Consider the following 21,706-nt stretch of genomic DNA (forward strand, 5'->3'; position numbering starts at 1 on the left):
ATGAAGCAGCACAAGCTGATGGGAGCGCTGGCAATCTCCGGCGCTTTCGCACTCGTATTGAGCGGGTGTGCAGCCAACACCGGAAACACCGGTGACAACGGAAACTCGGGAAGCAAGGGCGCGACCGAGACGCAGGCAGCGGACTACAACCCCCAGCCCCGCGAGAACCTGAAGCAGGGCGGCAAGGTCAACTTCGCGATCGGCGAGATCCCCGAGCAGCTCAACGCGTTCAACAGCGACGGCAGCGCGGGAACCGCCACTCTCGCCGCGTGGTACACGCCGCAGATCATGCTGATGAAGCCGGACGGCACCCCCTACAAGAACGACAACTACCTGTCGGAGTGGAAGAACGAGGTCAAGGACGGCAAGACGGTCCTGACGTTCACCTTCACCGACAAGGCCACCTGGAACGACGGCACCCCGATGGACTGGACCGCCATCGACGCCACGTGGAAGGCCAACCGTTCCACCGACGAGGGCTTCAACCCCAACGCCACGGACGGCTACAAGGAGATCGAGTCGGTCGTGCAGGGCGACACGCCCAAGACCGCCATCGTCACCTTCAAGGGCGAGTTCGCCTGGCCGCAGATGCCGTTCCTGACGGGTGTCATCCACCCGAAGATGGCCACTCCGGACAACTTCAACAAGGCGATGATCAGCAACCCGCACGCCGAGTGGGGTGCCGGCCCGTACACCGTCGACCAGTTCGACGCCAACAAGGGCTTCATCTCGTTCAAGCCGAACGACAAGTGGTGGGGCGACAAGCCCATGCTCGACGAGGTCACCTTCACCGCGATGGATTCGCAGGCCTCGATCAACGCCTTCAAGAACGGCGAGATCGACATGGTCGGCGTCGGCACCAAGGACCGCCTGGCGCAGGTCGCGGACATGAAGGACATCACCATCCACCGCGCCCAGCAGACCGCGAACACGCTGCTCGAGGTCGACGCCGACAAGCCGCAGTTCAAGGACGTCGAGGTCCGCAAGGCCTTCTTCATGGCGATCAACATCGACCAGCAGAAGAAGATCGCGTGGAACGGCCTGGACTACAAGGAGGAGCCCGCGGGCTCCTTCACGCTGTTCTCGTTCCAGCCGGGCTACAGCAACGCGCTCAAGGAGGCCGGTTACAAGTACGACGCGAAGGAAGCCAACAAGATCCTCGACGACGCCGGCTGGGCGAAGGGCTCCGACGGCATCCGCGAGAAGGACGGCGTGAAGCTGTCCGTCACCTACCCCATCTTCAGCGACGACCCCACGCAGGCAGCCCTTGCGCAGTCGCTGCAGAAGATGGAGAAGGAGGTCGGCATCGACCTGAAGGTCGACGTCCGTCCGTCGAACAAGTTCTCCGATGACTACACGTCGAAGAACTGGGATGTCGCGGGTCTTCGCTTCACCTCCTCCGACCCGTTCGGCGCCGCATGGTTCTGCCAGCTGTACTGCACGGATCAGGGTCTGAACCTCTCCGGCGTGCAGAACGCCGAGACCGACAAGAAGATCCACGAGGACGTCGAGTCGATCAGCGACCCGGTCAAGCAGACCGCGGCCGCGATGAAGCTCGAAGCGCAGATCTTCAAGGAGTGGGGTCTGATCCCGCTGTACAACGGTCCGTCGATCTCCGCCACGAAGAAGGGTCTCGCCAACCTGACCCCCGAGCCCTACGTGGGCCTGGACCTCTTCGGCGTGCAGCCCGTTGAGAACGTCGGCTGGGAGAAGTAATCCCGAGGCAGGTCACTGAGCCTGTCGAAATGAGGCGGGGCCGGTGGTTCATCCACCGGCCCCGCTTTCCTATGCTGGGAGCGTGAACGAGCAGGTCGTCCTGGTGCACGGCATCCGCACCTCCGCGACGATGTGGCGTGCCCAGCTGGCCTATCTCGAGGCGGTGGGAATCCCGGCGACGGCGGTCGATCTGCCTGGGCACGGCACCCGCATGGACGAGGATTTCACCCTGCACGAGGCCCTGCACACGATCGATGCGGCTGTCCGCAGGGCTGCGGAACAGGGGCCGGTGCTGCTGGTGGGGCACTCGATGGGCGGGCTGCTGTCATTGGCGTACACCGGCGGCGAGCAGACGCCGCCGGTGGCGGGACTGGTGGCGGCTTCCTGCAGCGCGCTCCCCCGCGGCGCAGGACTGGCCGCCTACCGGATGGTCGCGGGAGCCGTCAACAGGCTCCCGGACCACGGAAGCTGGATCACCGAGCGGATTCTCGATGCGACGATCCCTTCGGAGACGCGCGCGGACTTCGGCGCCGGCGGGTACGCGCTGGATGCCCAGGATGCGGCGCTGCGGAGCCTGGCGGCATTGGATCTCACGACGGCGGTGGCGCGCATCCGCATCCCGCTCTGGTTCGTGAACGGCCAGTTCGACCAGCTGCGCACGCACGAGCGGCTGTTCCGCCGACTCGCCCCGCACGCCGAGCTGATCGTCGTGCCCCGCACGACGCACCTGGTCACGGCCATGCGGCCACGCGTGTTCAACGCGGTGCTGGGACTGGCTCTGGCGACCGTGCGAGAGCGGTCATGAGGCCACCCAGCACAGACAGCACGGCAGCCATCAGGAACACCAGCCAGAAGCCGCCGACCAGCGCGACCAGCCCCGCGCCCACCATGGGTCCGATGAGCTGCCCCAACGCCGCGGTGACGTTGACGATGCCGAGGTCCCTGGCGTGGTCCTGCTCGTCGGGCAGCAGGTCGGTGGCGAACGCCAGGCCCACCGTGGAGAACGCGCCGTAGCCGAGGCCCATCAGAGCCGCCGCGATCATGGTCATCTCGAACGTCGGCAGGATCACGATCGCCACGCCGGACGCCGCCTGCACGAAGGTGGCGGCGACCGTCAGCCCGCGCCGCCTGCCGGTGCGGTCGGAGAGGATGCCGGTGAGCACCGAGGCGATCACGACGAACACCGTGTAGACGACGATCAGCAGCAGCAGGTTGTCCTGCGCCTGGGCCTCGGGCTGGTCAAGGCCGTGCAGCAGGAAGAAGAGGAACAGCGCCGTGCCCAGTGCGTTGCCGATGTTCGCGACGAGCCGGCCCCACAGCATCCAGGCGAAGTCGCGATCGCGCAGCGAGGCGAGCCGTCCGCGGTTCGCGGTGCGCTGCGGCAGCTCGGATGCCACTGCCGGCGGATCCGGCAGCAGCAGCGCGGCCAGCGTGCCGACCACGGCGATGACGACGGCCAGCAGCAGGTAGCCGGCCAGCACGCCGAGTCCGAGGAGCACGACCAGGCCCACGCCCAGCACGATGCCGACGGCCTGGCTGGATCCGACGGCCGACGACGCCGCACCGCGCTGCGCGGGCGGCAGCTGGTCGGCGATGAGGGCGGTGAACGCCGCGGACGCCACCGAGATGCCGATCGACACCCCCACCCAGCACGCGCCGACCAGCCAGGGGCCGTCGACGAGCCCGGTGAGCACGAGGAACACCGCTGCCAGCCAGACGCCCGCCAGCGCCCAGGGGCGGCGGCGTCCGCGTGAGGAGCGGGAGCGATCGGAGATCGCGCCCACAAACGGGGCCGCGATGATGCCGAACAGCCCTCCGATGCCCAGTACGAAGCCCGAGGAGACCACGCCGCGGATCCAGTCGTCGTCGGAGGTGTTCAGCTGCAGCGGCAGCAGCAGCTGAACCGGGGTGAGCTGCACGGTCCAGATGGCCAGCCACGCCAGGGTGAACAGGGTCATCCAGCGGGCGCCGACCCTGGCCGTGGCGGTCATCGGACGCGCTCCTCGCGCGCGGTGCGGGATCGGCGGATCAGGTCGCGATACCAGTCGTACGACGCCTTGGGAGTGCGGATGCCGGTGGCGAAGTCCACGTGCACGAGCCCGAAGCGCTGCGTGTACCCGTCGGCCCATTCGAAGTTGTCCATCAGCGACCAGACCGTGTACTCGTCCACCTGCACGCCCTGCTCGATGGCCTGGGCGACTGCGTCGATGTGCCGGGAGAGGTAGTCGATGCGGGCGTCGTCCTGCACGCGTCCGGCGGCGTCTGGTTCGGGGAAGGATGCCCCGTTCTCGCCGATCACGATCGGCGGCATGTCCGGATGCCGGTGGCTGAGGTCCACGAGGAAGTCGCGCAGGGCCTCGGGGACGACGGGCCAGCCGAAGCCCGTCAGCGGCGCGCCCGGCGTGGGCAGCAGATCGAACGGGACGGGACTGCCCTCGGGGGCCGCGCCCACGGTGGTGGGGTTGTAGAAGTTCACGCCGTAGAAGTCGCAGGATGCGGCGATCTCGTCCAGGTCGCCGTCCTGCACCGGCATCGGAGGCAGCCCCAGTGCCTGGATGTCGGGATAGGCACCGGTCAGCAGGGGTTCGGAGAACATCCTGTTGTGCACGAGGTCGTAGACACGCGCGGCGGTGAGATCGGCATCCGATCCGCTTGCGGGGATCACCAGGGTGTGGTTGTTGGTGAGTCCCACCTGTGCCGCTCCGGCCGCGCGCAGGACGGAGGCTGCGCGCGCGTGCGCGAGCAGCTGGTGGTGCACGGTGGGCAGCGCCCCGAACAGCAGCTGCTTCGCCGGGGCGAGCTCGCCGGTGCCGTAGCCCTGCAGCGTGGTCATCGCCGCTTCGTTGATCGTGTACCAGCGCGCCGCCCGGTCGGCCAGGCGCGCGCCCACGAGCCCCGCGTATTCGGCGAAGCGGTCGACGATGTCGCGGTTCAGCCAGCCGCCGTCGGCCTCGAGCTCGACGGGCAGTTCCCAGTGGTAGAGCGTGGGCTCGGGGGTGATGCCGTGCTCGAGCAGCTCGTCGACGAACCTCTCGTAGTGGTCCAGCGCGCGCTGATTCACAGGTCCCGCTCCGCCGGGCTGGATGCGCACCCACGGGATCGAGAAGCGGTAGCCGTCAACACCCAGGTCGGCGAGCAGCGCGATGTCATCCGCCGTTCGGCGATAGCTGTCGCAGGCGGGCTCCGCGGTTCCGCCGTCGACCACGGCGCCGGGCCGGTCGACGAAGTCGTCCCAGATGGATCTGCTGCGGCCGTCGGCGGTGCGGGAGCCCTCGATCTGGAAGGCGGAGGTGGCTGTGGACCAGCGCATGATCGGCAGCGGTGACGTCATAGGCTCGATTGTGCACCCGGTTCCACATATCGCGCGACCGAATCCCGCGCATGGCGCGCGGAGCCCCGCCGTTTCGCGTGCGGGTGCCCGGTGCTGGTAGCATTGACTCTTGGCTTGCGTGTGGGTTCGTCCCTCACGACCGCTGTCGACGCCCTCTCTCGTCTGCAGCATCCGATTCCCATCCAGACAGAAAGCGTCCACACGTGGCAAACATCAAGTCGCAGATCAAGCGCAACAAGACCAACCTGAAGGCGCAGGAGCGCAACCGGGCCGTCAAGAGCGAGCTGAAGACCGTCGTCCGCAAGACCCGCGAGGCCGTCGTCGCCGGCGACAAGGAGGCTGCTGAGGCCGCCCTCAAGGTCGCGTCCGTCAAGCTCGACAAGGCCGTCAGCAAGGGCGTCGTGCACAAGAACCAGGCGAAGAACCGCAAGTCGGCCATCGCCAAGCAGGTCGCCGCTCTCTGAGCCCGCAGACATGAGAAGGCCGTCCCGTTCGCGGGGCGGCCTTCTGCGTTGTCCGGATGCCGGCCTGCCGCAGCCGCTCAGGCGCCGTACGGCTCGCGGGTGGCGACGACGGCCACCATGCGCTCCAGTGCGAAGATCGGGTCGCGCGCGGCGCCCTTGACGTCGGCGTCCGCGCGGGCGGTGGCCTGGATGGCCATGCCCAGAGAGCGCTCGTTCCAGCCGTGCAGATCGCGGCGGGCGCGGTCGACCTGCCAGTCCTTCATCCCCAGGCGCTGCGCGAGCTGACGGCTGGGCTCGCGGTTGCCCGCCACGCGCGCCATGGTGCGCAGCTTCATGGCGAAGGCGGCGACCATGGGCACCGGGTCGGCGCCGGAGGCGAGGGCGTGCCGCAGGGCGATCAGTGCCTCGCCGTAGCGGCCGGCGATGGCCGTGTCGGCCACCACGAACGCGGACACCTCGACACGTCCGCCGTAGTAGCGGGTGACGACCTCGTCGGTGATGTCGCCCTCGACGTCGCCGATCAGCTGCTGGCAGGCGGCGGCGAGTTCGGTGAGGTCGTCGGCGAAGGCCGAGACCAGGGAGCGCAGCGCGGTCGGCGCGATGCGCTTGCGGGCGGCCTTGAACTCCCCCGCCGCGAAGTCCACGCGGTCGCCGTCGCGCTTGACGGCCGCGCACGGGATCTCGATGCCGCCGCCGGTGCCCGCGCGCACGGCGTCCAGCAGCTTCTTGCCCCGCACGGTGGCGCCGGTGTGGCGCAGGATGACCGTCGCGCCCTCCTGCGGGTGCTCGAGGTACTTCACGGCCTCCTGCAGGAAGGCGTCCGTGCACTTCTCGACCCCGGCCACGCGCACCAGTCGCGGCTCGCCGAACAGCGACGGCGAGGTGACCCCCAGCAGCGTGCCCGCGGCGTAGTCGTCGGCACGGATGTCGCTGACCTCCAGCGCCGCGTCTTCGGCGCGCAGGTAGTCGCGCACGCCGGCGATGGCACGCTCGGCCAGCACCTCCTCGGGCCCGGAGACCAGCACGATGGGTGCGGGGCGAGGCTCGCGCCATGAGATCTGCGGGATCTTCGCGCCCTTCGCGGTCTTCGGTGCTGCCATGCTCTCCAGCCTATCGGCGGTGAAGACATCGTCACCCTTCGGATGGGGGCTCTCCCGGCGGAGCGCGGGTGGACCACATCAGCAGCTCGCCGTCGCGCTCGCCCAGCAGGATCGTGCCGCGTCGGTCGGTGCGCAGCGCCCGGGTGCCCGCGGCTTCCAGCAGTGCCAGAGTCTCCGGACGCGGGTGTCCGTAGTCGTTGTCCGCCCCCACGCTGATCAGCCCGACCGAGGCGCGGACGGCCTCGTACAGGCCGGGCTCCTGGTCGCGGCTGCCATGGTGCGCGACCTTCACGACGTCGTACGCGCCGTGCAGTCGGCCCGAGCTCAGCAGCAGCCGCTGGGAGCCCTGGCCCAGGTCACCCAGCAGGACGGTGCGCGGGATGCCGCCGCCGGAGACCTCCAGCACGACGCTGGCGTCATTGCCTGAGGGGAAGACGCGCGGATCGGCATCCGGCCACAGCACTCGCCAGCGCGCGTCGCCGAGCGTGCCGGACAGCCCGGTGCTGGCGTCCTGCAGCCTCGCTCCCCCGTCGACCAGTCGTGCCAGCATCCGCCGCTCGTCGTCCTCTGTGACGGGTCCGTGCAGCACGGTTCCCACCTTCCCGAAGACCGCGGAGGTGCCGCCGACGTGATCCAGGTCGAAGTGCGTGAGCACCAGCAGGTCGACGCGGGAGACGCCGGTCTGCGCCAGGCAGCGCGTCAGCAGATCAGGGTCGGGTCCGGTGTCGACGAGGGCGGTCATCCCCGCCGAGCGCAGCAGCACGGCATCTCCCTGGCCGATGTCGCAGGCCGCCACAGCCCAGTCCGACGGTGTCGTCAACGGCGCCAGAGGGCCGCTGAGCAGCATCCGCCCGCCCGCGGCTGCCAGCGCGACGATCAGGACGACTGCGGATGCGGTGCGCAGCCACCGCCTGCGGGGCCTGGCCAGTACGACCACGACGGCGATGCTCAGCGCAGCCACGATGACTGCCGCGACCGGGCCGGCCACCACCGCGACCGTGGCTCCGGGCAGTCCCGCGCTCACCGTCGCCGTGGTGTCGATCCAGGCCGCAGGAAGCCAGGCTGCGGCCGCCAGCAGGTCGGCCAGCGGCGGGATGCCCGCGGTCAGGCATGCCAGCAGACCCACGACCGTGGCGATGGGCGCGGCGGGCTCGGCGATGAGGTTGGCCACGACGGCGACCAGCGACTGCTGATCGGAGAACAGCGCGATGATCGGTCCGCACACGACCTGGGCTGCCAGCGGCACCGACAGGGCGAGGGCCAGTGGCGCCGGCATCCAACGTCCCAGACCCCGCAGCAGCGGCCGGGACAGCACCAGCAGCGCGGCCGTGGCCGCCGCCGACAGGGCGAAGCCCGGCGACGCCGCGAACCACGGATCCGCGATGAGCAGTCCGCACACGGCCAGCGACAGCATGGCCAGGCCCGCGCTGGGTCGCCCCAGCAGGATGCTGAGCATCGCCAGCGCCGCCATGACCGCCGCGCGCACCACGCTGGGCTCCGGGGTGACCAGCACGACGAACGCGCCCAGCGCGGTCAACGAGAGCACGACCCTCAGCGCGCGGCTGCCGCCCGCCAGCGAGACCAGCCAGAACACGGCGGCGACGATCACCATGCAGTTGCTGCCGGAGACAGCCGTCAGGTGCGAGAGCCCCGATGCGATCATGGCGTCGTTCAGCTCCGGCGAGACCGCCCGGGTGTCGCCGACGGCGAGCCCGGGCAGCAGGCCGGCACCGGGCTCGGGCAGGCGCGTGGCGCGGGCCACGAACGTCGCCCGCGTGTCGGCGGCGACGGCGAAGACCCCGGATGCCGGCGATACGACCTCCACGTCCGTGCCGAAGATCACCAGCCCCGCCTGCTCAGCAGGCCCGGTGGCCTTGCCCTGACCCGTCACCCGCAGGCGGGCGCCCATGTCGACCCCGGGGACGGGTTCCACGCCGACCCGCACGCGAGCGCTCAACGGCTCCATGCGACCGGGCGGCCCGGCTACCACAGTCTGGGCGTCGAACCACAGGCGCCCGTCCTGTCCCACGGATGCCGACGATGCGACCTCCACGACGGCCTCCACCGCCCGCCCGTCGGACTGTGCCAGCACGGCGCGCTGCGGCTGAGCCCCGGCGACGACCAGCCCCACTGCGCTCGCGCACAGCAGCACCAGCACGACGAAGCCCCGCCGCCACCGGCCCGCCAGCAGCACCCCGGCAGCCCCCGCACCGCAGGCGCCCGCCAGCGGCAGCGCCAGCACCGGCAGTTGGATGCACAGCAGCGCCACCGCCCAGAGCAGCAGCGCCAGGATGCCGGTGCGCAGGTCCTTCACACGCGCACCTTGTCGCGCATCCCGGCCAGCAGCTTGTCGCCGATGCCCGGCACCGCCAGCAGGTCGTCGACGGCGCGAAATCTGCCGTTCTCCTCCCGCCAGTCCAGGATGCGCTGCGCGAGCGCCGGGCCGATCCGCGGCAGCGTCTCCAGGTCGTCCTGCGTGGCGGCGTTGAGATCGACCTTCCCGTCCGCGCCGATGGCCGAGGGCGCGGTCGCGCCCGCGGCGCCGCCGGATGCCGCTCCCTTGGCCGGCACGATGATCTGCTCCCCGTCGGTGAGCGCGCGGGCGAGGTTCACAGCCTGCAGGTCGGCATCCTCCCGCGTCCCGCCGGCGGCGGCCAGCGCGTCGACCAGCCGCGCGTCGGCCTCGAGGATGTACAGGCCGGGGTGCTCGACCTCGCCCAGCACGTGCACGTACAGCCCGCCGTTCCCGTCGGCCGGCGCCGAGGTCGACGAGCCGCCCTTCAGGCTGATCGCGTCCACGGGCGTCGACTGCCCGCGCAGGATGCCCCAGCCCACTGCGGCGGACAGCACGACCAGCCCCAGCGTGACCGCCGCGCCGATGCCCAGCCTCAGGCGAGGGCGCGGCGGGGCCTCCTGTTCTGACGGCTGAGATGCGGGCACTCCGTCACGCTACGCACCCATGCGGACGGTGGATGCCGGAATCCCGGCGCATGTGGAGAACTCCTGCGCATCACGCGGATGTGCAGGAGTTCTCGACGACCCCAGGACCCCGTCCTGAGTTCAGCCCTTGACGGCGAAGTTGACGATCTTCGGGGCGCGCACGATCACGCGCACGATCTCCTTGCCCTCCAGTGCCCGCTGCACCTTCTCGTCGGCGCGGGCGGCGGCCTCCAGATCGGCCTCGCCGATGTCGGCGGGCACGTCGAGAGTCGCACGGACCTTGCCGTTCACCTGCACGGCCGTGGTCACCGTGTCCTGCACGAGCAGCGCGGGGTCGGCATCCGGCCAGGCGATCTCGCTCAGCGACGGCGTATGACCCAGACGCGACCACAGCTCCTCGGCGGTGTGCGGGGCGATGGGCTCCAGCAGCAGCGCGACGGTCTCGGTCGCCTCGCGCACGGCGGGGTCGGCAGCGCCGGCGCCCGCGTCGATGGTCTTGCGGATGCCGTTGACCAGCTCCATCAGGCGCGCGACCAGCACGTTGAACTTGGTCTGCTCGACCAGGGTCGGGGCGTCGGCCAGCAGGCGGTGCGTGATGCGGCGCAGCACGACGTCGCCGCGGGAGGCATCCGCCCCCACCGGGCTGGAGGTCTCGTCTCCGGCGCGCAGCGCACGGGAGAGGAACTTCTGCGCGCCGGACAGCGAGACGCCGTTCCACTCCTTGTCGTCCTCCACGGGGCCCGCGAAGGCCAGTCCCAGGCGCAGCGCGTCGGCGCCGTACTGGCCCAGCAGGTCGGACAGTTCGACGAGGTTGCCCTTGCTCTTGGACATCTTGGAGCCGTCCATGATGACCATGCCCTGGTTGACCAGGTTGGAGAACGGCTCCTGGAAGTCGATCAGCCCCATGTCGAAGAGCACCTTGGTGATGAAGCGCGCGTACAGCAGGTGCAGGATGGCGTGCTCGACGCCGCCGAAGTAGCCGTCGACCGGGGCCCAGCGCCTGGCCTCGGCCGGGTCGAACGCGAACTGGTCGCTGTTCGGCGACAGGAAGCGCAGGAAGTACCACGAGCTGTCCACGAAGGTGTCCATGGTGTCGGGGTCGCGCAGCGCGGGCTCGCCCGAGGCGGGGTCGACCGTGCGCACCCACGACTCGGCGGCGCCCAGCGGCGAGGTGCCCTTGGGGCGCAGGTCCAGGCCCTCCACGTCAGGCAGGCGCACGGGCAGACGGCCCTCGGGGACCGGCACGACCGAGCCGTCCTGCAGGTGCAGCATGGGGATCGGGGTGCCCCAGAAGCGCTGACGCGAGATCAGCCAATCGCGCAGGCGGAAGTTCTTCGCCGCGCGACCGGCGCCCGCGGCGCTCAGTGTCTGGATGGTGCGGGCGATGGCCTCGTTCTTCTCCAGCCCGTCGAGGTCGCCGGAGCCGGTCATGCGGCCGTTGCCAGCCAGCGCCTTCCCGGTGACCGCCGGGTCGAGCTCGGCCAGGTCCTCTCCCTCGTTCGCGCCGCCGGACACCGTGGTGTCCAGCACCACGCGCACGGGCAGGTCGAAGGCGCGGGCGAAGTCCAGGTCGCGCTGGTCGTGCGCGGGCACGGCCATCACCGCGCCGTGGCCGTAGTCGGCCAGCACGTAGTCGGCCGCCCAGATGGGCATCCGCACGCCGTTGACGGGGTTGATCGCATAGCGGTCCAGGAACACGCCGGTCTTGGGGCGGTCGGTGGACTGCCGCTCGATCTCGGACTGCTTCTGCACCTGCTCCAGGTAGTCCTGGAAGCGCATGCGCACCTCGGCGGAGGATCCCGATGCCAACTCCGCGGCCAGATCGGAATCAGGTGCCACCACGAAGAAGGTGGCGCCGTGCAGGGTGTCGGGGCGCGTGGTGAACACCGTGACCGGCTCGTCACGGCCCTCGATGCGGAAGTCCACGTCGGCGCCGGTGGAGCGGCCGATCCAGTTGCGCTGCATCTGCAGCACCTTGTGCGGCCAGTGCCCCTCGAGCGTGTCCAGGTCGTCCAGCAGCCGATCGGCGTACTCGGTGATCTTGAAGTACCACTGGGTGAGCTTCTTCTTCACGACCTCGGTGCCGCAGCGCTCGCAGCGCCCGTCGACGACCTGCTCGTTGGCCAGCACGGTCTGATCCTTGGGGCACCAGTTCACGGCGCTCTTGCGGCGGTACGCCAGCCCGCGCTCGTGCAGCTTCAGGAACAGCCACTGGTTCCAGCGGTAGTACTCCGGGTCGGAGGTGTGCAGCACGCGCGACCAGTCGTACGACATGCCGTAGCCGCGGAAGCCCGCCTTGTGCTGATCGATGTTCTTGTACGTCCACTCGCGCGGGTCCGCTCCGCGCTTGATGGCGGCGTTCTCGGCGGGCAGGCCGAAGGAGTCCCAGCCGATGGGGTTCAGCACGTTGTGCCCGCGATGCCGCCAGTAGCGCGCCACGATGTCGGGGTACAGGTAGTTGATCGCGTGTCCCATGTGCAGGTCGCCGGAGGGGTACGGGAACATGCCCAGGATGTACTTGCGGGGCCGCTCGTCGTCCGCACCGCCGGCGAGGAACGTCTCGTCCTCCGCCCAGAACTGCTGCCACTTGGCCTGGATGTCGTGTGCGGACATCACCTCAGTGGGTTCGGTGGTGGTTTCGGACGCGTGCTCGGACAAGGAACGACCAATCTGAAGATGCCGGGAGCCCGCGAGAAGCGGGATATCCCAGGTTATCGCGACTGGAGCAGCGCCGCCCACTCGTGAGGCAGCCCCGCCCCCAGCGCCGCGAGGGGCGCCCTGGCCTTCACGGAGACCTCCGCGGCCTCGGCATCCGGCTTCGACAGCCACGTGATGCCCCCGCCCGCACCGACGTACGCATGATCGCGTTCGACGACGATGGAGCGGATGACCATAGCCAGATCCGCTCCGCCGTCCAGCCCCACGTGCCCGAAGCACCCCGAGTAGACCCCGCGGCGAGCGCCTTCCAGCCGGCGCAGGATGCCCATCGCCGACTCCTTCGGCGCCCCGGTCATGCTGCCCGCGGGAAAGGCCGCGTCCACGAGATCCCCGACGGTCGTGCCCTTCCGCAGCCGCACGCTCACGGTGCTCACCAGCTGGTGCACGGCGGGGTACGTCTCCACCTGCCACAGGCGCTCCACGTCGACCGTCCCCGGCACGCCGACGTGCGAGAGGTCATTGCGCATGAGGTCGACGATCATGACGTTCTCAGCGCGCTCCTTGGGATCGGCCTGCAGCTCGGCCGCCAGGCGGGCATCCTCCTCGGCACCCGCGCCCCGTGGGCGGGTGCCCTTGATGGGGCTGGTCCGCGCCACTCCCCCTGCGACCTCGAGGAACTGCTCGGGGCTGGCGCTCAGCAGCATCCGGTCCCCGACCCGGATGAACCCGCCGTGGTGCGCAGGGGTCGCCGCGCGCAGCCGGCGGTAGACCGACAGCGGGTCCGACGGACGCGGTGCGGTGAAACGCGTGGTGAGGCACAGCTGGTACGCGTCACCGCGTTCGATGGCGGCACGGCACTCCTGCACGAGCTTCTTGTACTCGTCCACGCCGTGCCGGGCGGTCGCAGAGGTCGGCGCAGGGTCGGCCGGAGGAGCAGCGGATGCCGTGGGAACGACAGCCAGGACCTCTGCACGCCACGCATCGACCTCGTCCTCGGCGGCCAGCGCGAACGCGCGCCCGGTGGCATGGTCGACGGCGATCGCGCGCTCCACCGCGATCCAGGCGCCCTCACCCTCGTAGGAGAGCCAGCCCACCCAGCCGCCGCGGAAGGGCAGATCGTCCTCCGGTGCGGCAGCGTCCAGGAGCACGGACCGGACCGCCGTCGGATCGTGCTCGATGCGCCCGGTGCCGAGGATGCTCCATCCCGCGGTCGCCCCCGTCCCGGCATCCAGCCAGAATGCCGCGTTCCGGTCGGCGAGCAGCCGCAGGAAGACGGCTTCGGCATCGACGACGGCAGGCAGCGGCAGGGCCTGGAGAGGGCGGGGGGCGGGCACGTCTCCCAGCGTAGGGGCGGACGGCGCCGTTCTCAGCGTCCGCGGGCGCCGAGGCCGTACGCTCATGGGGTGAACGACTTCGTGCTGTGGGCGATCCAGACGGTGCAGTCCGTCGATCCCGTCCTGCGCACGCTGCTGGCAGGGGTCGCCGTGATGCTGGAGACCAGCATCCTCGTGGGCCTGATCGTGCCCGGTGACACCGTCGTGCTCGTGGCGGCGATCGGCGTCGCCTCGTGGGGGCAGGGCATCGCGCTGGGCATCAGCGTGGTCGTCGGCGCACTCATCGGCGAATCTCTGGGATTCTGGCTGGGCCGCTGGGCGGGACCGCACATCCGGCACTCCTGGCTGGGCAGGCGCATCGGCGAGGAGCACTGGGAGCGGTCCGAGCGCTACCTGCTCAGACGCGGCGGCATCGCCATCTTCCTGTCCCGCTTCCTGCCGGTGCTGCACTCCCTGGTTCCCCTGACCGTCGGTATGAGCGGCTACGCGTACCGGCGCTTCATCGCCTGGACGCTGCCGGCCTGCGTGCTGTGGGCCACCGCCTACGTGGGCCTGGCCGCGAGCGCCGCGGGCAGCTACCCCGAGCTCTCCCAGCGCGTGCACTACGCGGGCTACGTGTTCGTCGGAGTCATCGCCCTGCTGCTGATCGGGGTGCTGGTGGTGAAGAGGGTCATCGCCCGCCGCGAGGAGCGCCATATGAGGGATGAGTCGCAGCACGAAGCGTGAAAGACTGGATGCGATGCCCTCCGCCTCCCCGGCCAAGATCCACTGGTTCGCCCGACTCGAACACCGCGTCCATGTCTCGCGCGAACGCCGCGCCCGCAGACGTGGCCGTTCGGCGACCGTCGTTCCGATCCCGGGATACGGCGGAACCGGCTGGGTGCGGGTGGTCGGCCGGGTGCTGATCCTGCCGCCGGTACCGAAGAAGGCGCGCGGCGAAGGGGCCGGTGCGCGCGGCTGGCGCGCATTCGCCGGCATCCCGGTCGGCTATGCGGCCGTGCAGGTGCATGTCGGCGGGCGCACGCACGACGTGGTCGCCGACCGCGGCGGCGTGATCGACACCGTCATCCCCGCGGAGCTCTCGCCGGGCTGGCAGACCTTCACCATGTCCGTCGAGGGCCGCGAGCCCGTGGAGGCCACCGCGTTCGTGGTCGCCGATGACGCGCGCTTCGGCGTGGTGTGCGATGTGGACGACACCGTGATGGTCACCGCGCTCCCCCGCCCGTTCGTGGCCGCATGGAACTCCTTCGTGCTCGACGAGCACGCCCGCACACCCGTGCCCGGCATGGCCGTGCTGCTGGAGCAGCTGCGCCGTGATCGCCCCGGCGCCCCCATCGTCTACCTGTCCACGGGTGCGTGGAACGTGGCGCCCACGCTGCGCAGGTTCCTCTCCCGCAACCTGTTCCCCGCGGGTGCCATGCTGCTCACCGATTGGGGTCCCACGCACGACCGCTGGTTCCGCAGCGGCCGCGACCACAAGTCGAGCAACCTGCAGCGGCTGGCCGAGGAGTTCCCCGACGTGCAGTGGCTGCTCATCGGCGACGACGGGCAGCACGACGAGTCGATCTACTCCGACTTCCTCGAGCGCAACCCCGGGTCCGTCGCAGGTGTCGCCATCCGCCGCCTGCTGCCCGCCGAGGCGGTGCTGGCCGGTGGCCGCGCCACCGTCGAGCACGTGGCGGGGTCCGTGCCCTGGGTGAGCGCCGAGGACGGCGCGGGCCTGCGGGATCGGCTGGGCGAGGCCGGCATCATCGACACCGCGTCATGAGACTGCCTCGCGACGAGTGGGTGCAGCGCGCCCGCGCGCACGAGGAGCGGGCGGATGCCCTGACCGCGGCGCACCGTGAGCGCACGGCCCGCGGCGAGAAGCATCCGGTGTGGGATTTCCTGTTCACGTACTACGCGTACAAGCCCGCGCTGCTGCGCCGCTGGCATCCGGGCGCGGGAATCGTGCTCGAGGACGCGCCCGAGCGCGCGCAGTGGCGCTGGTACTCCCCAGCCGGCCCCGGCGATGCAGTGATGCCGGATCCCGAGGTCTTCCGCACCGAGAAGCCCCAGCTGGCGGGTCTGGTGGAGCGGATGCTGCGCCGTACGGCGTCGCGCCCGGGGCAGTTCGGCTGCTTCGGCCTGCACGAGTGGGCGATGGTCTACCGCGAGGGCGAGCACCGGCATCCGGCGCCGCTGCGACTGGGCCAGGCGGGGACGGATGCCGTGGTGGAGGCGCACGAGCTGCGCTGCACCCACTTCGACGCGTTCCGGTTCTTCACCCCGGATGCCGTGCCGCGCAACCGGCTGGCGCCCACGCGCGACTCGCAGCCCGACCTCGAGCAGCCCGGCTGCCTGCACGCCGGCATGGACCTGTACAAGTGGGCGGTCAAGCTCGGACCGCTGATCCCCGGCGAGCTGCTGCTGGATGCGTTCGAACTGGCGCGTGACATCCGCCTGCTGGACATGGAGGCCGCGCCCTACGACCTGTCGGACTGGGGCGTGCGGCCGGTGCGCATCGAGACCCCCGAGGGCAAGGCCGAGTACGTGCGCCGCCAGCGCGGCTTCGCCGAGCGCGGCGCGGTCATGCGGGAGCGGATGCTGGGAGCCTGGCTGGGTCACTGACCAAGGCCCACTGAGCCGACCCTCCCTGGGTCACTGAGCCTGTCGAAGTGCCAGCTGCATGCGCAGCGCCATGACGTGCTCGGCGGCATCCCGCAGTCGCCCGGCGGGCAGTCTGCCGTCCTGCACGGCCAGCACGATGGCCCGGGCGACCTGTCCGGCCGTCTGCGGCGTGGAGCCCGCGATGACCAGCACCATGTCGTTGCCCGCGACGATGGCGGCCACGCCGTCGGCGACGAGATCGCGGTAGGCGGGCACGCCTGAGGAGGTGAGCATGCCGATGTCGTCGGTGATCATGAGCCCGGCGAAGCCCAGCTCGTCGCGGGCGATCTGGTGCCAGCGCGGCGACAGCGAGGCCGGGGCGGAGTCCACGGCGGTGTACGCCAGGTGGCCGAACATGAGCACCTCGGCTCCGGCGTCGATGCCGGCCTGGAACGGCACCGCCGGACCCTGCTGCCACTGCGCCAGTGTCATATCGGTGTGCGGGATGCTGACGTGCGAATCACCCGGCGTGGCTCCGTGACCGGGGAAGTGCTTGAGCGTGGACAGCACGACGCCCTTCTCGCCGTTCACGGCCGCCGTCACGCGCGCAGCGGCCGACGGCGGATCCGCACCCAGCGCCCGTGGCGCGATGAACGCCGTGGGACTGGCGGGGACATCGGCGATGACGCCGAAGTTCAGGTTCGCGCCGGTCTCGGCGACCATCTTCGCCCGCTGTGCGAAGATCTGCTGCACCTGAGCGGGATCGTCAGCCTGGAGTCCCCGGCCGCCGGGGAGCCTGTCCCACCGCAGCCGGGAGACATAGCCGCCCTCCTGGTCGATGGCGATCAGCGGCGGCAGAGCCGCATCCGGCGTGAGGGCGTCCGTCACGGTGCGCTCGGCTGCGGCATCGGCGGCGATGTTGTCGCCCATCAGGATGAAGCCGCCCAGCGGCGCGCCGTCGGCCCCCGAGGTCATGAACGCGCGGAGGGCGGCGGTGTCGGTTCCCGGGATCGTGCCCATCACGACGCTGGAGGCCTGCTGGGCGAGGCTCATCCGCGCCACTGCCGCCTGAACGGGATCCGGAGTGGGGGTCGGCGTGGGTGTCGCGGTCGGCGATGCCTCTGGCGATGCCGTCGCACCGGTCGGAGCGGTTGCGGACGCGCAGCCGACCAGGGCGATCACGGCGAGCGCGGTGATCGCTGTCCCCCAGACGGATCTGCGCATGCCTGCGACTCTAGGCGATGACGCTGATGGACTGCTCGATCCCTGCTTCGAGTCCGTCGAGGCTGCGCTGCACGCCCTTCGCCGCCGAGCGCCCCGCACGGTTGGCTCCGATGGTGCTGGCCGAGGGACCGTAGCCGACCAGTTGGATGCGCGGATCGGCGACGGCCGTGGTCCCCCGCCCGTTCCGGTCGAGTCGGATGCCGCCCTGCGGGCTGCGCAGATGCAGCGGCGCCAGATGTGCGATGGCGGGACGGAAGCCGGTGGCCCACAGGATCACGTCGACCTGCTCGAAGGCTCCGTCCGCCCAGCGCACGCCGTCGGGCTCGATGCTCTGGAACATCCCCCGGCGGGCAGCATATGCGCCGAGTCTCTCGGCCTCACGCTCCTGCGGGCGCAGCACGAGTCCGGTCACGCTCACCACGCTCTCCGGCGGCAGCCCCTGCGCCACGCGCTGCTCAACCAGGGCGACCGCCGCCGCACCCGCCTCGGGAGTGAAGTCATCGGTGCGCCACACCGGCGGGCGGCGCGTCACCCACAGGGTGTCGGTGATCGGCGCCAGCGCGCCGAGGAACTGCACGGCGGAGGCCCCGCCGCCCACGACCAGCACGCGCTTGCCGGCGAAGTGCTCGGGGCCCGGGTAGTCGACGGTGTGCAGCTGCTCGCCGAGGAAGGTCTCCATGCCGGGATAGTGCGGCAGGAACGGGCGCGTCCACGTGCCGGTGGCGTTCACCAGGGTGCGGGTGCGCCAGGTGCCCCGGTCGGCGTGCACGACGAGCAGTCCGTCGTCGTCGGTGACCTGATCCACGGCCACCGGACGGATGACGGGAAGCGCATGCGCCCACTCGTACGCGGCGAACACGGCGGGCACCGCCTGGTTGGCGCGCCTGCCGTCGTGCGCGGGCTGCACATCGCCCGGCAGTTCGGCGACGCGATGCACATCGCGCATGGTCAGCGCATCCCAGCGGTGCTGCCAGGCTCCTCCTGGATGCTCGTTCGCATCCAGCACGACGTGCTCGATGCCGAGGCGCTTCAGGTGGTACGACGCGGAGAGCCCGGCCTGGCCGGCTCCGATCACGACGCTCTGAAGGATGCTCACACCGGGCCCAACGCCCCGGCGGGTGCGGATGTTCCCTTGCTACACTGGCCGGCAAGCAACCGCCGGGACGACCCGGCGGAGAGATCTCAGGCGGGGACGGCCCTGCGGATTCGGCATCCGCCATGCGAACCCTGCTGCGCTCCGTCCTCACCCCCACCGCCATCCTGCGGCTGATGCTCGGCTGGGGCTCCTTCGTCCTGCTGCTCGTACTGGCGCCCGTGCTGGCCGGTCCCGTCTCGGCCTGGCTGCTGTGGCTGCTGCTGGTCGGCATCGTCGCGGTGATCACGGTCAACGCGTTCGGCGTCGTGACTGAGGCCGAGCATCTCGCGCACCGCCTGGGCGACCCCTACGGCACCCTGGTGCTGACGCTGTCCATCGCGGCCATCGAGGTGATCCTCATCTCGGCCGTCATGCTGGGGCCGGGCGAGCACGCCACGATCGCCCGCGATTCGGTGATGGCCGTGTCGATGATCATCATGAACCTGGTGATCGGCGCGGCCCTAGTGGTGGGCGGGTACCGGCATCCGGATCGACGTGCCAACAGCACGGGCGTCTCGCTGTATCTCGGGATGCTGATCGTGCTGCTGACCGTCGCCTTCGCCCTGCCGGGACTGATCGGCGACGGCACGGGCGCCTACACGCCCGCGCAGGCGATCATCGTGGTGGTGCTGACCGTGGGCGTGTACGGGTTCTTCCTGGTGCGGCAGATGGGCGCGCAGCGCGCGGACTTCCAGGAGATCTCGGGGGTCCCATCGGCGGCATCCGCTCCGGCTCGCCTTCCGATCCGGCGGGTGCTCGCCGAGCACCGCGCGGAACTGACCGCCCGCACCGTCCTGCTGATCGCGATGGTGCTGCCGATCGTGCTCCTCTCGCACGACATGGCCGCCCTGCTGGACGAGGGCCTGGACCGTCTCGACGCTCCGATCGCGCTTTCCGGCATCCTCATCGCGATGATCGTGTTCCTGCCCGAGACCATCACCACGATTCGCGCGGCCTCAGGCGGCGATCCGCAGCGGGTCAGCAACCTGTGCCACGGCGCGCTGGTGTCCACCGCCGGGCTCACCATCCCGGTGGTGCTGACGATCGGGCTGCTCACCGGGCAGCGCGTCCTCCTGGCCGAGACTCCGGTGAATCTGGTGCTGCTGGGCGCCACGCTCCTGCTGACGCTAGCGACGTACTCGGCCCGCAGACTCACACCCCTGCACGGCGCCGTGCACCTGCTGATGTTCGTGCTGTACGGTCTGAGCGTGTTCGCCTGAGCCGGCCGGCGAACCTGAGCTCAGGGCTCCTCGGCGGTGCCGAACTCCCCCACCAGGTAGGTCATGGTGCGGGCCACGCAGTCGGCATCGCAGCGTCCCGCCTGGTACCCGCCGCCGCAGGTGATGAGCTCCTTGAGCACCGGGATGAGTTCGTTCGAGCGGGCGCCCAGTGGCGCCAGGTCACGGCCGGCCTCCTTCTCCTGCGCCTGGTAGCCGCGCACCGCGGCGATCATGGCATCCGTCATGTCGTGCACGTCCACATCGCCGCGCAGGAAGCCCGGGCCCATCGCGATCGGCACCTCGATGGCCGTCCTGATGCGGTCCGCCTGCTGCTCGGCCTCGATCGTGTCCACCATGGTCTGCTCCTTCGCGCTGTTCCCGGTGCTTCCATTGTGCTCCCGATCCGCGCGGGGAGCTCAGCCCAGACGGTCGCGCAGCACTCCGTCGTGCAGCTCCAGCACGCGGTCGGCGCGGGCCGCCATCGCGGCGTCGTGCGTGGCCACGATCGCGGCGGTGCCGTTCTCGTGCACCAGGCGGGCGATGAGCTCCATGATCTGCGCGCCGGTCTCGCTGTCCAGCTGGGCGGTCGGCTCGTCGGCCAGCAGGATGCCGGGCGCCATCACCAGGGCGCGGGCGATCCCCACGCGCTGCTGCTGGCCGCCGGACAGCTCGCCGGGGCGCTGCCGGGCATGCTCGGCCAGGCCCACGTCGCGCAGCGCGTCCGCCACACGGCGATCGCGCTCGGCGGGCGCCACCCGGCGGATCCGCAGCGGCACCTCGACGTTCTCGGCCGCCGAGAGCACCGGGATGAGGCCCGAAGTCTGGAAGATCGAAGCGATGCGCGCTCCCCGCAGGGCGGCGACGTCGGTGGAGGCATCGGCGAGGTCGGCGCCGTCGACGAGCACCCGGCCGGACGTCGGGCGATCCAGGCCGCCCAGCATCGTCAGCAGCGTGGTCTTGCCCGCCCCCGACCTGCCGGCGAGCACCACCAGCTCCCCCGCCCGCACGGACAGCTCCGCGTCGCGCACGGCCACCACGTCGCCCGAAGGGCTCGGAAAGACCCGGGACAGCGCCTCGGCCTGCAGCACGGCGCTCACGAGGCGTCCTCCTCGCGGTCGGGCGCGACGCGCACGTGATCCGGCTCCAGGCTCAGCCGCACGCGCTCGCGCAGGTCGAGGGCCGACACGAAGTCGGCCGGCAGCTGCATCCGCCCCGCGCGATCGAGCACCGCGTACTCCCTGGCCGTGCGCACCGCCACGCCATCCTCACCGGTGCTCCGGCTGCGCAGCGTCTCCGTCGACGTGCGCCCGTCGCGGATGCGCACGGTGCGCTCCACATGCTCGGTCACGCCGGCGTCGTGCGTGACGATCAGCGTGGTGACGCCGCGCTCTCGGTTCACGACCTCCATGGCCGCGAGGACCTCGGCGCTGGTCTGATCGTCGAGCTCGCCGGTGGGCTCATCGGCCAGCAGCACGCGCGGCCGGTTGGCGAGGGCCACGGCGATCGCGACGCGCTGCCGCTGCCCGCCGGAGAGCTGTGCAGGACGCTTGTCCGCGAACTCCGCGGCGCCCAGCTGCGCCAGCAGCTCGTCGGCGAGGCTCTTCCGCTCGCCCCGCGGCACGACGCCCGCCATCTCGTGGACCATGGCGATGTTCTCCCGCGCCGACAGGTAGGGCAGCAGATTGCGAGCCGACTGCTGCCACACGAACCCCACGCTGCTGCGGCGGTACCTGAGCCTCTCCGCACTGCGCATGGTCACCAGGTCGTGCCCCGCCACACGCGCTGAGCCGGCCGTCGGCTTGTCGAGCCCGGCCAGGATGCCGAGCAGGGTGCTCTTGCCCGAGCCGGAGGCGCCGATCAGCGCCACCACCTCGCCCGTCACCATCCGCAGCTCGAGCCCCTGCAGCGCCTGCACCTCGACGCCCTGCGCGGTGAAGATCCGCACCAGGCCCTCGCAGACGATCCCACCATCCGACATGTCACCCATCCTCTCCC

At 70.8% G+C, this 21,706-nt stretch carries 19 protein-coding genes; 7 read left to right on the forward strand and 12 right to left on the reverse strand.

What is annotated here, in order from left to right:
- Both Q0568_RS12795 and Q0568_RS12800 read left to right on the forward strand, forming a co-directional pair.
- Positions 1 to 1,716, forward strand: coding sequence for an ABC transporter family substrate-binding protein (locus Q0568_RS12795; protein WP_298867109.1), 1,716 nt, complete (start codon positions 1 to 3; stop codon positions 1,714 to 1,716).
- A gap of 82 nt (positions 1,717 to 1,798) precedes the next feature.
- A complete protein-coding gene (locus Q0568_RS12800; RefSeq protein ID WP_298867111.1) occupies positions 1,799 to 2,521 on the forward strand; it encodes an alpha/beta hydrolase in 723 nt (240 codons plus the stop codon).
- On the opposite strand, the gene Q0568_RS12805 is transcribed toward Q0568_RS12800, so the two are convergent.
- Both Q0568_RS12805 and Q0568_RS12810 read right to left on the reverse strand, forming a co-directional pair.
- On the reverse strand, positions 2,472 to 3,707 hold the full coding sequence (locus Q0568_RS12805) for an MFS transporter (protein WP_298867113.1): 1,236 nt from the start codon (positions 3,705 to 3,707) through the stop codon (positions 2,472 to 2,474). The genes Q0568_RS12800 and Q0568_RS12805 overlap by 50 nt on opposite strands.
- Positions 3,704 to 5,047: a GH1 family beta-glucosidase gene (locus Q0568_RS12810; RefSeq protein ID WP_298867115.1), complete on the reverse strand. Its 1,344-nt coding sequence runs from the start codon at positions 5,045 to 5,047 to the stop codon at positions 3,704 to 3,706. Before Q0568_RS12810 ends, Q0568_RS12805 begins: the two co-directional genes overlap by 4 nt.
- Positions 5,048 to 5,250: 203 nt before the next feature.
- Between Q0568_RS12810 and rpsT the strand changes: the two genes are divergently transcribed.
- On the forward strand, positions 5,251 to 5,511 hold the full coding sequence (rpsT, locus tag Q0568_RS12815) for a 30S ribosomal protein S20 (RefSeq protein ID WP_298867117.1): 261 nt from the start codon (positions 5,251 to 5,253) through the stop codon (positions 5,509 to 5,511).
- A 77-nt stretch (positions 5,512 to 5,588) separates the two neighbouring features.
- On the opposite strand, the gene holA is transcribed toward rpsT, so the two are convergent.
- The 5 genes from holA to pabB all read right to left on the reverse strand — a co-directional run bounded on the left by holA (position 5,589) and on the right by pabB (position 13,543).
- On the reverse strand, positions 5,589 to 6,611 hold the full coding sequence (gene holA, locus Q0568_RS12820) for a DNA polymerase III subunit delta (protein WP_298867119.1): 1,023 nt from the start codon (positions 6,609 to 6,611) through the stop codon (positions 5,589 to 5,591).
- Positions 6,612 to 6,642: 31 nt separating this feature from the next.
- Positions 6,643 to 8,925: a ComEC/Rec2 family competence protein gene (locus Q0568_RS12825; protein ID WP_298867120.1), complete on the reverse strand. Its 2,283-nt coding sequence runs from the start codon at positions 8,923 to 8,925 to the stop codon at positions 6,643 to 6,645.
- Positions 8,922 to 9,551, reverse strand: coding sequence for a ComEA family DNA-binding protein (locus Q0568_RS12830; protein WP_298867122.1), 630 nt, complete (start codon positions 9,549 to 9,551; stop codon positions 8,922 to 8,924). Before Q0568_RS12830 ends, Q0568_RS12825 begins: the two co-directional genes overlap by 4 nt.
- A gap of 120 nt (positions 9,552 to 9,671) precedes the next feature.
- Positions 9,672 to 12,164, reverse strand: a complete 2,493-nt coding sequence (gene leuS / locus Q0568_RS12835) for a leucine--tRNA ligase (protein ID WP_298867124.1) — start codon at positions 12,162 to 12,164, stop codon at positions 9,672 to 9,674.
- Positions 12,165 to 12,262: 98 nt separating this feature from the next.
- Positions 12,263 to 13,543, reverse strand: coding sequence for an aminodeoxychorismate synthase component I (gene pabB, locus Q0568_RS12840; protein WP_298867126.1), 1,281 nt, complete (start codon positions 13,541 to 13,543; stop codon positions 12,263 to 12,265).
- A gap of 69 nt (positions 13,544 to 13,612) precedes the next feature.
- Between pabB and Q0568_RS12845 the strand changes: the two genes are divergently transcribed.
- From Q0568_RS12845 to Q0568_RS12855, 3 genes are read left to right on the forward strand one after another with little or no spacing between them, the layout of a single operon-like run.
- Positions 13,613 to 14,269, forward strand: coding sequence for a DedA family protein (locus tag Q0568_RS12845; RefSeq protein WP_298867129.1), 657 nt, complete (start codon positions 13,613 to 13,615; stop codon positions 14,267 to 14,269).
- A gap of 13 nt (positions 14,270 to 14,282) precedes the next feature.
- The gene (locus Q0568_RS12850; RefSeq protein ID WP_298867131.1) at positions 14,283 to 15,311 is read left to right on the forward strand and encodes an App1 family protein; all 1,029 of its coding nucleotides are present in this window, start codon (positions 14,283 to 14,285) and stop codon (positions 15,309 to 15,311) included.
- Positions 15,308 to 16,153 (forward strand): 3-methyladenine DNA glycosylase, encoded by an 846-nt coding sequence (locus Q0568_RS12855; protein WP_298867133.1) that lies wholly within the window; start codon positions 15,308 to 15,310, stop codon positions 16,151 to 16,153. The genes Q0568_RS12850 and Q0568_RS12855 overlap by 4 nt, the downstream gene beginning before the upstream one ends.
- A 30-nt stretch (positions 16,154 to 16,183) precedes the next feature.
- Here the strand turns inward: Q0568_RS12855 and Q0568_RS12860 are convergent, their stop codons facing one another.
- Positions 16,184 to 17,356 (reverse strand): glycoside hydrolase family 3 N-terminal domain-containing protein, encoded by a 1,173-nt coding sequence (locus Q0568_RS12860; RefSeq protein WP_298867135.1) that lies wholly within the window; start codon positions 17,354 to 17,356, stop codon positions 16,184 to 16,186.
- 10 nt (positions 17,357 to 17,366) lie between these two features.
- Entirely contained in the window at positions 17,367 to 18,452 is a 1,086-nt protein-coding gene (locus Q0568_RS12865) for an NAD(P)-binding domain-containing protein (RefSeq protein WP_298867139.1), read from the reverse strand.
- Between the two features lie 122 nt (positions 18,453 to 18,574).
- On the opposite strand from Q0568_RS12865, the gene Q0568_RS12870 reads away from it, so the two are divergent.
- Positions 18,575 to 19,711, forward strand: coding sequence for a calcium:proton antiporter (locus Q0568_RS12870; protein ID WP_298867141.1), 1,137 nt, complete (start codon positions 18,575 to 18,577; stop codon positions 19,709 to 19,711).
- Positions 19,712 to 19,731: 20 nt separating this feature from the next.
- Here the strand turns inward: Q0568_RS12870 and Q0568_RS12875 are convergent, their stop codons facing one another.
- The 3 genes from Q0568_RS12875 to Q0568_RS12885 are packed head-to-tail and all read right to left on the reverse strand — an operon-like array spanning position 19,732 to position 21,689.
- Positions 19,732 to 20,067: a hypothetical protein gene (locus tag Q0568_RS12875; RefSeq protein ID WP_298867143.1), complete on the reverse strand. Its 336-nt coding sequence runs from the start codon at positions 20,065 to 20,067 to the stop codon at positions 19,732 to 19,734.
- A gap of 60 nt (positions 20,068 to 20,127) precedes the next feature.
- Positions 20,128 to 20,808 (reverse strand): ABC transporter ATP-binding protein, encoded by a 681-nt coding sequence (locus tag Q0568_RS12880; RefSeq protein WP_298867146.1) that lies wholly within the window; start codon positions 20,806 to 20,808, stop codon positions 20,128 to 20,130.
- On the reverse strand, positions 20,805 to 21,689 hold the full coding sequence (locus Q0568_RS12885; RefSeq protein WP_298867148.1) for an ABC transporter ATP-binding protein: 885 nt from the start codon (positions 21,687 to 21,689) through the stop codon (positions 20,805 to 20,807). The genes Q0568_RS12880 and Q0568_RS12885 overlap by 4 nt, the downstream gene beginning before the upstream one ends.
- Positions 21,690 to 21,706 lie beyond the last annotated feature (17 nt).

It is taken from the genome of uncultured Microbacterium sp. (genome assembly GCF_937927635.1).
In the GTDB taxonomy this organism is placed as follows: Bacteria; Actinomycetota; Actinomycetes; order Actinomycetales; family Microbacteriaceae; genus Microbacterium.